Genomic DNA, 13,484 nt, shown 5'->3' with positions numbered 1-13,484 from the left:
GGTCGCGCGCGTTCACGGTGACGCCGTGCCGGCGAGCTGCTCACGCAGGCGGAACTTCTGCACCTTGCCGCTGGCGTTGCGGGGTAGCGCGTCGACGACCACGACGGAGGTCGGCTTCTTGTACGAGGCGAGCCGGGTGCGGCAGTGCTCGATGATCTCCTGCTCGCCCGGTGGGTCGGCCGGGTCCACGGGCACGATGACGGCGCACGGTGTCTGCACCCACTTCGGGTGCGGAATGCCGACCACCGCCACCTCGGCGACCTTCGGGTGGGAGTCGATCGCGTCCTCGACCTCGGCGCAGTAGATGTTCTCCCCACCGGAGATGATCATGTCCTTCTTGCGGTCGACGACGTAGATGTAGCCCTCGTCGTCCATCCGGCACAGGTCACCGGAGTGGAACCACCCACCGGCAAACGCGGCCGCGGTCTCCTCCGGCTTGTTCCAGTAGCCGAGCATCATCGTCGGGCCCCGGTAGACCACCTCGCCGACCTCCCCGACGGGGACGTCACGCATCTCCTCGTCGACGATGCGAACCTCGATGCTCGGCAGCGGGGTGCCCACCGATCCCATCTTCCGCACCGCGTCCTCGCTGCGGAGCAGTGTTGTGGTGGGGCTCATCTCGGTCTGCCCGAAGGCGCAGTACGCCGGTGCGTCCGGAAAGGTGTCCTGCAGCGCCTGCAGCACCGACGGGGGTGCGGGCGACGCACCCCAGACGAGGTTGCGCAGCGCGAGCCGCCGGTCCTTCACCCCGGGCACCGCACAGATCGCCTGCCACTGGCTGGGCACGAAGAAGCAGTTGGTGATCTGCTCGCGTTCGAGCACGTCGACGACGCTCACCGGGTCGAAGTTCGCCGCGCTGTGGATCACCACGCGCCCGCCGTCGATGAGGCCGCGGATGGACGTGCTCAGCCCGGCGATGTGGAACATCGGCACGCCCAGCAGGGACACGTCCGCGCCCGTGCGCAACCCACCGGAGACCGCGAGACCCGTGAACGCCGCCATCACCAGGTTCAGATGGCTGAGGACCGCTCCCTTCGGCCTGCCGGTGGTGCCCGAGGTGTACATGATGAACGCGGGCTCGTTCTCGGCCACGTCGATGCCGGGTGGCGTGGTCGACGCGGACGCCAGAGCGTCGTCGTAGGACTCCGCGTGGGGCCCGGCGTCGGCCTCCCGCCCACCCGTCGCCAGCACCGTGCGCAGCTCGTCGATGCCGGTCATGGCCTTCGCCGCCACGCCGGCGAGCTGCTCGTCCACCAGCATCGCGGCCGCGCCGCAGTCGCCGAGGATGTAGGCGATCTCGTCGGGCAGCAGGCGGAAGTTCAGCGGCACGGCCATTGCGCCGAGCCGGCAGGCGGCCAGGTAGCCCTCCACGACCTCGATCCGGTTGTGCATCAGGATCGCGACCCGGCTGCCCCGCTCGACCCCGCGCTCGTGCAGCGCGTTGGCGAGCCGGGTGACTCTCTCGTCCAGCTCCGGGAACGTGACCGAGCGCGCCCCGTGCTGGAACGCCACGCGATCCGGGAACTTCCGGGCGCACCGGGCGAGCTGCTCCCCGTAGGACATCCGGCGAGCGGCGGACACGACCTGGACGTCGTGGGCCGGCATGCGCTCCTCCTTGTCGCTCCACTCGACGATGAATGGCTGATCGGGCTGCGCAGGCCGGTGGCGCGCTGCTCGCTGGGAGGCCGGCAGACCACGGAACTGATCGATCGTTAAGTCGAGCCGATCGCATCACGGCCACCCAGTGCTGTCAAGGAGTCGTGACGGCCCGGCCGACGGCCGGGAGGTGCCGGGTCACATCGTCTCCCGGCGGCATGACGTACATCAGCACGGGAGTGGTCACACCGGCGTCGACGTACCGCTGGACCCCGGCCCGGACGTCCGCGGGACTGCCGTGGAGGAACAGCTCGTCCACCAGCGCGTCCGGCACCGCCTCCACCGCGGCCGCGCGGTCACCCCGGCTCCACGCCTGCCACATCGGTTCGAGCTGGTCCGCCCGGCCCAGCCAGCGGTGGAACTCCGCGTACACGGGGACGTTCAGGTAGGCCGTGACCATGCGTTTCGCCGTTGTCCGCACGGCCTGCACGTCCTCGCCCGGCACCACGAACAGCCGGGCGACGATCTCCGCGTCGGCGTTGCCCTTCAGCACGTGGGGCAGCACCGTGTGCATGTCGTCGGGCGAGAGCCAATTGAGGATCACCCCGTCGGAGATCGCACCCGCCAGCCGGAGCATCCCCGGCCGCAGCGCCGCGACCAGCAGCTTGGGCTGCCGGGCAGGCACGCGGGCCAGGCGGAATCCCCTGATGGTGAAGCTCTCCGACTCCATGTCCACCCGCTCACCGGACAGGGCCCGCCGCACGAACGTGGTGACGTCCCGCACCCGCTGGTAGGGCCGGTGGAACTCGAGCCCGTGCCAGCGCTCGACGATCACGTCCGAGCTCGTGCCGATCCCCACCAGCACCTCGCTCGTGGCGACCTCCGCCAGTGCGGCGGCCGACATCGCGATCAGCCCGGGACTGCGGGTGTAGGCGGAGACGATCGCCGTGCCGAGGCGGAACCGCGGGTGCGAGACGGCGGCGGCGACCAGCGGCGTGAACGCGTCGGCGCCTGTGGCCTCGCCCGTCCACAGGTCCGTGTAGCCGGCGTCGGCCACGTCGTTCAGCAGTGCGGCCTGCTCGGCCAGCGGCACGCCGTCGAGCGGGATGGTGAGTCCGAGCCGTGTCATCCGTCCCCCATCTCTGCCCATACCGGTTCGATCACGCGTAGCCTCTCGAAGTAAACGATCGTTCAGGAAGGATCACGTCGGCACGCACCGGTGTCAACGCGTCGCGCGGCGCAGGCTCCCCGGGCCGGCCCGGCGGCCGGCAGCCCGGCACCGGTGCGGTCGGGTGTCCGTTTCTCGAAGCGACGACGAGAATGAGGGGTAATGACAGTCAGGTTGCGTCACGGAATCTTCATGGCCCCGTTCCACAAGATGGACGAGAACCCCACACTGCTCTTCCAGCAGGACATGCAGCTGATCGAACTGCTGGACAACCTCGGATTCCACGAGGCGTGGATCGGCGAGCACCACTCAGCCGGTATGGAGACGATCTCGTCGCCGGAACTGTTCATCGCGGCGGCGGCCGAGCGCACCACGAACATCCGGCTCGGCACGGGCGTGGTGTCGCTTCCGTATCACAACCCGTTGATGGTGGCCGACCGCATCGTGCAACTCGACCACATGACACGCGGTCGCGTCATGTTCGGCGTCGGACCCGGGTTGCTGGCCTCCGACGCGCTCATGCTGGGAATCGACCCGTCCGTCCAGCGCGACCGGATGGCCGAGGGCCTCGACGTGATCCTGCGCCTGTTCCAGGGCGAGGTGGTCACGGAGTCGACCGACTGGTACACCCTCGTCGAGGCCTCCTTGCACCTGCCGCCGTACTCGAACCCCTACCCCGAGGTGTGCGTCGCCAGTGCGGTCACCCCGTCCGGTGGACGGCTGGCCGGCAAGTACGACCTGGGCATGCTCTGCGTCGCGGCAGGCGAGAACGCGGGCTTCAACGCCCTCGACGTGAACTGGCGGATCGCCAACGAGGTGGCCGCCGAGCACGGCCGCACCATGGATCCGAGCAGGCTGCGTCTCGTGGTCGGCATGCACCTGGCCGAGACGCGGGAGAAGGCCATGGAGCAGGCCCGGTACGGCCTGCAGGAGCAGATCGACTACCTCAACAACAACATGCCGCGCATATCCATCCCGGACGGCGCCGACACGGTGGAATGGTATGTCGAGCAGGGCATCGGAGTGATCGGCACACCTGACGACGCCATCGCCCGCATCGAGCGGCTCTACCAGAAGACGCCCGAGATCGGCGCGATTCTGCTCAACGCGCACGACTGGGCCAACTGGGCCGACACGAAGCACTCCTACGAGCTGTACGCGCGGTACGTGATCCCGCACTTCGAGGGCTACAACAAGCCCCGACAGGATTCCTACCGCTGGGTCACGGCGCACCAGGGCGAGCTGACCGAGAAGCGCACCACCGCGGCGAAGGCGATGTTCGCCAAGCACGAGGCCGAATGGGCCGAGAAGCGCAACTCCGGCACGAGCCGCCCTGCCGAGGGCAAGGAGTCGACGTTCGGCTGATCATCTCGTCACGCATGTCCTTCTGCGCTCTCCGGCGGGGTCGGTGAAGCCCGGCTAATGTGACCGGTCCCCGATGTGCACGCGAGTCCCACGGGGAGGAGCGGTGAGCGAGCGCGCTGTGACGTCTACCGCTGGGCCGGCCGAGCGCAGCGGGTCCGTGCGGTGAGTCGTACGAGGCAGGAGACCGCCGCGTCCATCGACGCGGCGGATCCGCAGTCCGCCGAACTGCGCCGCCTCTACGCACGCCACACCCCTGCCGCGGCCCTCGGATCCGACGACCCGGCCGGCGCCACCGCCGCCCTCTCCGAGGCCGCCCGCACCCACCTGCGGCTGGCCAGGCACCGGGAGCCCGGCGATCCGATCGTCGAGATCCGCGGCGCGGTTCCCGCAGGTACCGCCGTCGTCGACGTGATCAGCGACGACGTGCCCTTCCTCGTCCAGTCCATGCTGGCAGGGGTGGGCCGGGTCGGATTGCGGGTCCGCCGGGTCATCCACGCGATGGTCGTCGTGCGCCGCACGAGCCGGGGCGAACTCGTGGAGGTGCTGCCCGCCGTCGCGTGGGAGGAGCCGCCCGCGGACACCCTCGTCGAGGAGTGGATGCGGCTCGAGCTGGACCCGATCTCGACCGAGGAGAACGAGGACCTCGGCGCCGAGTTGCACGACGTGCTCGGCGTACTTCGCGAGGTGGAGCAGGACCGCGAGCGAATCGCCGCGACGGTGCGACAGGTGGCAGCCGAGCTGGCCGAACGGCCCGGGTCGCCCGGCGACGAGCGGCAGGACGTCGCCGACCTGCTGGAATGGCTCCACGACGGTCGCTTCCTCTTCCTCGGGTACCGGCGCCACGAGGTCGACCGTTCCGTCGACCCGCCCCGGTTCCGCGCGGTGCCGGGGTCCGGCCTGGGTGTGCTGCGCCGCGACGACGTCCACGACGCCGTCGGCCGCGATCCCTGGCTGCCGGGCACCGCTCCCCCGGTGGTCCTCACCCGGTCCGACGCACCCAGCCGCGTGCTGCGCCCGGAGCATCCCCATCACCTCGACATCGCGATCGTCGACGCCGACGGAGACGTCGTCGGCGAACACCGGTTCCTCGGGCTGTTCACGGCGGCCGCCCTGCATGAGAACGTGCTGGACACCCCGGTCGTCGAGCGGCGGGTGCGCGCGGCGGTGCGGCTCGCGGGTGTCCCGCTGGAGTCCTGGTCCGGGCAACGGATGCTCGACGTGATCTCCCGCCACCCGCGTGACGAGCTGTTCTGGGCCACCGCGGAAGACGTGCACGAGACAGCGGTTGGCGTGCTGGGCCTCACCCAGCCCCGGCGGCTGCGCCTGTTCCTCCGCCGGGAGCCCTACGGGCGGTTCATCTCCTGCCTGGTCTACCTGCCGCACGACCGGTACTCGCCCCAGGCCCGCTCTGCCATGCAGACGGTGCTGTTGCGCGAGCTGGGCGGGTGGCGCATCGACCACAGCGTGGAACTCGGTGAGTCGGTGCCCGCGCTGGTCCACTTCACCGTCCAGGTCGAGCCCACTGCTCCGGCGCCGGACCGGGACCGGCTGCAGGCGCAGCTCGCGGCGGCCATCCTGACCTGGGACGACTGGGTCCTCGACGCCGCGGGCGCCGACGACGACGAGATCGCCGACGAGCTGGCCGGCGTCCCGCAGGGCTACCGGGACGACGTCGACCCCGTCCGGGCGCTCGCCGACCTCCGGCGCATCCGGGAGCTGGGCGACGAGCCCCACCTGGAACTGTCGAGCGAGTTCGGCGGCGGCGGTGACGAGCTGCATTTCCGCCTGTTCCTGCGCGGCGCGGGGATCTCGCTGTCCGCGGTGCTACCGGCACTCCAGAGCCTCGGCGTCGAGGTGCTCGACGAGCGGCCCTACGAGATCATCCGCCCGGACGGGCGCCGGTGCTGGATCTACGACTTCGGGCTCGGGGTCGACGCCGCCACCGCACGTGGCATGGTCGGGCGCCGTCGGCGGGAGACGCAGGAGCGGTTCTGCGCCGCCTTCCGGGCGGTGTGGGACGGCGACGCCGTGGCCGACCGGTTCAACGCGCTGGTCCTGCACGCCGGGCTCGACTGGCGCGACGTGGCGGTGCTGCGGGCATACGCGCGCTACGCAGCCCAGCTCGGAGGTCCGTTCGATCCCCCGTACATCGCCGACATCCTCCTCGCCCATCCCGCCGCGGCACGGGCGCTGGTCGGGCTCTTCCACGCCCGTTTCGACCCGCTCCCCCGGCCCGACGAACGGGCGGAGCGCACTGCGGCCGCCCTGGCCGAGGTCACCGCGCTGATCGAGGACGTCACCGGCCTCGACGCCGACCGGATCCTGCGCGGGCATCTCGCTCTGATCACCGCGACGGTGCGGACCAACTGGTTCACCGCGCAGCCGCACTTGTCGTTCAAGATCGACCCCGCGGCGGTGCCCGACATGCCCGCGCCACGGCCGCGGTTCGAGATCTTCGTCTACTCACCGCGGCTGGAAGGCGTCCATCTGCGGTTCGGTCCCGTCGCGCGCGGCGGTTTGCGCTGGTCGGACCGCCCGCAGGACTACCGCACCGAGGTATTGGGGCTGGTCAAGGCGCAGTCGGTGAAGAACGCGGTGATCGTGCCGGTGGGGGCGAAAGGCGGGTTCGTGGTCGCGGCGGCGGCGCCGGGACCGGACGAGGTCGAGGCGTGCTACCGCACCTTCATCTCGGGGCTGCTCGACGTGACGGACAACGTGGTGAGCTCCGCGGACGGCCTCGTGACCACCACACCTCCATCCGCAGTGGTGCGCCACGACGGCGACGATCCCTACCTGGTCGTCGCGGCCGACAAGGGCACGGCCCGCTTCTCCGACGTCGCCAACGACGTCGCAGCCCGATACCGGTTCTGGCTGGGGGACGCATTCGCCTCGGGCGGGTCGGTCGGGTACGACCACAAGGCCATGGGGATCACCGCGCGCGGTGCCTGGGAAAGCGTCCGGCGCCACTTCCGGGAGCTCGGTGTGGACACGCGGACCCAGGACTTCACAGCGGTCGGGGTCGGGGACATGTCCGGCGACGTGTTCGGCAACGGGATGCTCCTGTCGGAGCACATCCGGTTGGTGGCGGCGTTCGACCACCGGCACGTGTTCGTCGACCCGGACCCCGATCCGGCGCGCAGCTACGCCGAACGTCGCCGGTTGTTCGACCTGCCGCGCTCGTCGTGGGACGACTACGACCGCAGCGCGATCAGCCCGGGCGGCGGTGTGTGGCTGCGCACCGCCAAAGCGGTGCCCGTCGGGCCGGAGATGAGGGCGGCGCTCCTCCTCCCCGAGGAGGTGACCGCGATGAGCCCGCCGGAGCTGATCCGTGCGATCCTGCTGGCCCCGGTCGACCTGTTGTGGAACGGCGGCATCGGTACGTACGTCAAGTCGAGCGCCGAGACCCACGCGGACGTCGGGGACAAGGCCAACGACGCGATCCGCGTCGACGGCGCCCGGTTGCGGGCAAAGGTGGTCGGCGAGGGCGGCAACCTGGGGGCGACCCAGCGCGGGCGGATCGAGTTCGCCCGCGGCGGCGGGAAGATCAATACCGACGCCATCGACAACTCGGCGGGCGTCGACTGCTCCGACCACGAGGTCAACATCAAGATCATGCTCGACCGGCTGGTGGCCGCCGGCGAGCTCGACCGCGCAGGCCGTGACGCGCTGCTCGTGGAGATGACCGACGACGTCGCCGGGCTCGTGCTCGCCGGCAACCGGGCCCAGAACGCGGAGCTCGGCATCGCACGCGCGTACGCCTCCACGACGCTCGCAGTGCACGCCCGGATGATCGACGACCTGGCGCGGCGGCGCGGGCTGGACCGCGCTCTCGAGGTGCTGCCCGGTCCGGAGGAGATCGCCGAGCGGGAGCGGGCAGGCGAGGGGCTCAGCTCGCCGGAGCTGGCCGTCCTGCTCGCCCACACGAAGCTCGACCTCAAGGCCGAGATCCTGCGCAGCGACCTGCCCGACCTGCCCGAGTTCGCGCCCCGGGCCGCGGGCCTGTTCCCCTCGGTGCTGGTCGAGCGCTTCCCCGAGGGTGTGACCACTCACCCATTGCGTCGCGAGATCGTGACCACGGCGCTGGTCAACGAGATGGTCGACGGCGGCGGGATCACCTACGCCTTCCGGCTGGCCGAGGACACCTCGGCAACGCCGACGGACGCGGTGCGCGCGTACGAGGTGGCCACCGCGGTGTTCGGCCTCACCGGCCTCTGGGCCGAGATCGCCGCACTCCCGATCACGGCCGCGCTGACCGACGAGATCGTCCTCGAGTCACGCCGGCTGCTGGACAGCACGGCGCGCTGGTTGCTCACCAACCGTCCCACCCCGCTCCAGGTCCGCGCCGAGACCGACCGCTTCGCCCCGCTGGTCGACCGGCTCATGCAGCGACTGCCGTCCCTCCTGCGCGGGCGGGAGGCGGAGGCGGCCGCCGAGCGGGCTGCGACCCTGACCGGGCAAGGGGTGCCGAGCGGTCTGGCGGAGCGGTCGGCCGCTCTCCTGCACGGCCACGGGCTGCTCGACGTCGTCGAGGTGGCGGCATTGGCCGAAGGGCAGCGGGAGCGGCTGCCGATCGAGGAAGTCGCGAGCCTCTACTACGCGCTGTCCGAGCGGCGCGCCGCCGCTCGCTGACCGCGACCCGCCCGGAGCGGCTCACGGGGCTCGTGACGACGTGACCTGGGGCTCTCCCTACCCGTGTTCGGGGGTTCGCACCGGCAGGTGGCGGGCCTGCTCGATCGTGCGGACGGCTGCCGGAGCCGAAGCTGGTTCGTGACCGAGAAACCCGGCACCACCCTCGATGACTGAGGAGTTCGCGTGAGCACCCTGAGGCAGGCCCCCCGCTCGCAGGTCATGAGCGATCTGCCGGGCTCACGCTCGGCTGACCCGCTGACCAGCCGCGAGCTCGTGCCGATGTCCGAGCTCGTGCTCGTGGACAAGCACGAGGCGCAGGGCTGGCGCGTCCGCCAGGACGAGCGCCTGGACCACCTGTTCGAGGCGCGCTGCGACTGGGTCCGGACCTACGGCCGCGCAGGCCAGCTCGCGGTGGACTCCGACGAGCTGTCGCTCACCTACGACGAGCTGGACGCCCGGGCGAACCAGGTGGCCCGCTACCTGCGTCTGCACGGCGCCGGCGCCGGCGACCGCATCGGCCTGCTGTTCGACCGTCCGGCCGACTCCTACATCGCGATGCTCGCCGTGCTGAAGATCGGCGCCGCGTACGTCCCGCTGGACACCAGCTTCCCGACCGACCGGATGGCGTACATCGTCGAGGACGCCCACGTCCGCACCGTTCTGACGACGTCCGACGCGGCCGACCGCATCGACCGGCCCGAGCTGCTGACCGGGCGCGGCACCGAGCTCGTGAGCCTCGATCTGGCCGAGCGGCTGATCGACGAGCAGAACTCGCGCAGGCTCATCGACGCCGAGCGAGGGATCCTGGACGACCAGCTCGCCTACATCATCTACACGTCCGGCGCCAACGGCCGCCTGCGCGGCGTCGCGGTCGACCACCCCAGCATCTGCAACTTCGTCAAGGTCGCCGCCGAGGTGTACGGCATCCAGGCCCGCGACCGGGTCTACCAGGGGCTGACGATCGCGTTCGACCTCTCGGTCGAGGAGATCTGGGTGCCGTGGGCCTGCGGCGCCACGCTGGTGCCCCGGCCGTCCGGCGCGAGCCTTCTGGGCCGGGACCTGCACGCATTCCTCAGCGAGCGCCGCGTCACGGCGATGTCGACCGTTCCCACGCTCCTGGCCACCATCGAGGACGAGCTGCCGGACCTGCGGTTCCTGCTGGTGGCAGGCGAGCCCTGCCCGCAGGAGCTGACCGCGCGCTGGCAACGTGCCGGCAGGCGGCTGCTCAGCGTCTACGGCCCGGCCGAGGCGACGGTGACGGCCACCTGGACCGAGCTGCACCCCGACAAGCCGGCGACCATCGGGATCCCACTGCCCACTTACAGCACGGTCATCCTGGACGTCGAGGACCCGCACCACGCGCTTCCGCACGGCGAGATCGGTGAGATCGGGATCGCCGGGATCGGTCTCTCGTGCGGGTACCTGAACCGCGACGACCTCACCGACGCTGCGTTCATCCCGGACTTCCTGGGGCTGCCGGCGAACCCGTCGGGCCGGATCTATCGGACCGGCGACCTGGGCCGGGTCAACGTCGACGGGGAGATCGAGTACCACGGCCGGGTCGACCAGCAGGGCGCGATGCGCGGCTACCGCAGCGAGCTGGCCGAGCTCGAGCTGTTGTTGCGGGTGCCCGGGCTCGCCCAGGCCGTGCCTGCCATCTCGGAGCCGGCCGTGGCCCCCTCGCCCCCGAGCACCGACGTCGAGCCGAGCGGTGCGGAGAAGCTCCTCGCGGAGGCGCTGGCCGAGGTCCTGGGCATCGAGCACGTCCCAGCCGACGCCCACTTCTTCGACGACCTCGGCGCCGACTCCATGGTCATGGCCCGCTTCTGCGCACGGGCCCGCAAGCGCGCCGACCTCCCCACCGTCGCGATGCAGGACATCTACAAACACTCGACCATCACGAACCTCGCCACCGCGCTGGCACCGGCACCGGCCTCTGAGGTGCTCGCGACTGCGCCTGGCGAGTCCTCGACTTCCGAAGAGGTGGTCGAGGCGCTGCCCGACGTGGTGGCTCCTGTCGGGAGGTTCCAGTACTTCCTCTGCGGGCTGCTGCAGCTCCTCGTCTTCCTCGGCTACTCCTTCCTCACCGCGGTGGGCACCGATCGCGGCATCGACTGGGTCTCCGCCGGCGTCGGTCTGGCCGAGATCTACCAGCGGTCGGTCCTGTTCGGTGCGGCAACCTTCCTCGGACTCTCCGTGCTGCCGATCCTCGCGAAGTGGGTGCTGATCGGTCGGTGGAAGCCCCAGCAGATCCGCGTCTGGAGCCTGTCCTACGTCCGCTTCTGGACCGTCAAGCTGCTGATCAAGACGAGCCCGCTCGCGCTGTTCGCCGGGTCGCCGATCTACCTGCTCTACCTGCGCGCGCTGGGCGCGAAGGTCGGCCGAGGCGTCGCGATCTTCTCCAGGAACCTGCCCGTGTGCACCGATCTGCTCACGATCGGCGACGGCACCGTCATCCGTAAGGACTCGTTCTTCTCGGGCTACCGCGCGCACTCCGGCGTGATCCAGACGGGCGCCGTCACCCTCGGGAAGGACGTGTTCGTCGGCGAGCAGACGGTGATCGACATCGGTGCCTCGATGGGCGACGGATCCCAGCTCGGCCACTCCTCCTCGCTGCACACCGGGCAGGCCGTGCCCGCGGGCGAGCGCTGGCACGGCTCCCGTGCGCAGCGGACCGAGGTGAACTACCGACGGGTCGAGGTGGCCGGCAGCAACAGCCTGCGCAAGGTCGGCTACACCGTCCTGCAGCTGCTGAGCTTGCTGCTGGTGGGCCTGCCGCTGGTGATCGGCGGTGCGGTCGTGCTGTTCACGCAGGTCCCGCAGCTCGGCGCCCTGCTGGAGCCGGGTCCGATGGCGTTCACGACGTGGGCGTTCTACCGCGACGTCGCGGCCGCGTCCGTCGTGCTCTTCGTCGGTCTTCTGATCGTCGGCCTCCTGCTGCTGGTCGTCGCGCCGCGCCTGCTCAATCTCGCCATCACGCCGGACAAGGTCTACCGCTTGTACGGCTTCCACTACTGGGCCCACAAGACGATCACGGCGCTGACCAACCTGAAGTTCTTCCCATATCTGTTCGGTGACAGCTCCGCCATCGTCAACTACCTGCGTGTCATGGGATACGACCTTTCCCGGGTCGAGCAGACCGGGTCGAACTTCGGCCAGCGGGTGAAGCACGAGAGCCCGTTCCTGAGCTCTGTCGGCACCGGAACGGTGATCGCCGACGGACTGTCGATCCTCAACGCCGACTTCTCGAACACATCCTTCCGCGTGTCCCGCGCGTCGATCGGCGCTCAGAACTTCCTCGGGAACAACATCGCCTATCCGGCGCAGGGCAGGACAGGCGACAACTGCCTCCTCGCGACGAAGGTCATGGTCCCGATCGACGGAGAGATCCGAGAGGGAGTCGGACTCCTGGGCTCCCCGAGCTTCGAGATCCCGCGATCGGTTCAGCGCGATATCGGATTCGATCTGGAGAGCGCAGGCGAGCTGCGCAGCCGGCTCACCGCCAAGAACTGGCACAACACCGTCACGATGGGGTTGTACCTGCTGGTGCGCTGGTTCTACGTCTTCGCGATCGTCACGGTCGGCGCGGTCGCCGCAGAGCTCTACCACGTGTTCGGGCCGTCGGTCGTCGCAATCGCCAACCTGCTCGTCCTGCTGACCGGCGTCGCCTTCTTCGTGCTGGTCGAACGGGCCGTCACGCGGCTCCAGGCTCTGCGGCCGGACGGCTGCTCGATCTACGACCGGAGCTTCTGGCGGCACGAACGGTTCTGGAAGGTGCCGGCCACGGCGTATCTGCAGATCTTCAACGGCACACCGTTCAAGAGCATGATCTGGCGGCTTCTCGGGGTGCGCCTCGGGGCGCGCGTTTTCGACGACGGCTGCGCATTCGTGGAGAAGACCTTCGTCAGCATCGGGGACCACTGCACGCTCAATGCGGGAAGCATCGTTCAGTGCCACTCGCAGGAGGACGGCGCATTCAAGTCCGACCTCACCAAGATCGGTTCCGGCGTCACACTCGGGGTCGGCTCCTTCGTCCACTACGGAGTGACGATCGGTGACGGCGCGGAGATCGCGGCCGACTCCTTCCTCATGAAGGGCGAAGAGGTCCCTCCGCGAACGCTCTGGGGTGCCAATCCGGCCAGGGAGCTGCGGGGCGAAATGCCGGTCCTGCCGGAATGCACCCCCAACTGAACCACCCGTGGACGGCACACGTTCATGCACCGTGAGACGGAGGGAAGACCATGGGAAAGCTGACTGAGAGCGACCGGGAGTTCTGGCGTGGTGTGATCGTCGCAGGTGGGTTCACCGCGATCCCCCGGTGGCCTGCGGATACGGCCGCCACTATCGCCGAGCACGAGGCACCGATCGCGGACGACCTCGTGGAAGAGCTGCGCCGTGCGGCCGAGGACCTGGCGACACCGATCAGCTCACTACTCCTGGCCGCACACGCCAAGGTGCTGGCCACGCTGTCGGGCGAGCGGGAGGTCGTCACCGGTTACGTCGCGACAGCGACCGGACGACCCGTGCCGTGCCGGCTGACGACGGAGCATGCGTCGTGGCTGGCGTTGGTGCGTGAGGCGCGCCACACCGAGTCAGGGCTGCTGGCGCACCGGGGCTTCCCCGTCGACGACCTCAGGAAGGAGCTGGGTCTGTCCGAGCCGCCCTTCGAGACCGTGCTCGACCCGGCGGGCGCCGGCGGCGACCTCGCCGCGGACACCGTGTTGTG

5 protein-coding genes and 1 pseudogene are annotated in these 13,484 nt (G+C 70.1%); 4 read left to right on the top strand and 2 right to left on the bottom strand.

From position 1 onward, the window contains the following. Positions 1-12: 12 nt before the first annotated feature. Positions 13-1,605, bottom strand: coding sequence for a long-chain-fatty-acid--CoA ligase (locus MMF94_RS37030; protein WP_241042137.1), 1,593 nt, complete (start codon positions 1,603-1,605; stop codon positions 13-15). A gap of 145 nt (positions 1,606-1,750) precedes the next feature. Next, a complete protein-coding gene (locus tag MMF94_RS37025; protein ID WP_241042136.1) occupies positions 1,751-2,725 on the bottom strand; it encodes an LLM class F420-dependent oxidoreductase in 975 nt (324 codons plus the stop codon). Between the two features lie 201 nt (positions 2,726-2,926). Here MMF94_RS37025 and MMF94_RS37020 point away from each other — a divergent pair, with 201 nt between their 5' ends. The 4 genes and pseudogenes from MMF94_RS37020 to MMF94_RS37005 form a co-directional block, all read left to right on the top strand. Then, on the top strand, positions 2,927-4,129 hold the full coding sequence (locus MMF94_RS37020; RefSeq protein ID WP_241042135.1) for an LLM class flavin-dependent oxidoreductase: 1,203 nt from the start codon (positions 2,927-2,929) through the stop codon (positions 4,127-4,129). Between the two features lie 162 nt (positions 4,130-4,291). Further along, a complete protein-coding gene (locus MMF94_RS37015; RefSeq protein ID WP_241042134.1) occupies positions 4,292-8,758 on the top strand; it encodes an NAD-glutamate dehydrogenase in 4,467 nt (1,488 codons plus the stop codon). A 183-nt stretch (positions 8,759-8,941) separates the two neighbouring features. Further along, on the top strand, positions 8,942-12,949 hold the full coding sequence (locus tag MMF94_RS37010; protein ID WP_241042133.1) for a Pls/PosA family non-ribosomal peptide synthetase: 4,008 nt from the start codon (positions 8,942-8,944) through the stop codon (positions 12,947-12,949). 50 nt (positions 12,950-12,999) lie between these two features. Beyond that, positions 13,000-13,484: pseudogene (locus MMF94_RS37005) on the top strand (non-ribosomal peptide synthetase); the annotation flags it as partial.

The organism is Pseudonocardia alaniniphila (genome assembly GCF_022524485.1).
Classification (GTDB): domain Bacteria; phylum Actinomycetota; class Actinomycetes; order Mycobacteriales; family Pseudonocardiaceae; genus Pseudonocardia; species Pseudonocardia alaniniphila.
The sequence above is the reverse complement of the archived record's forward strand: the minus strand, read 5'-3'. Positions and strand labels throughout refer to the sequence as shown.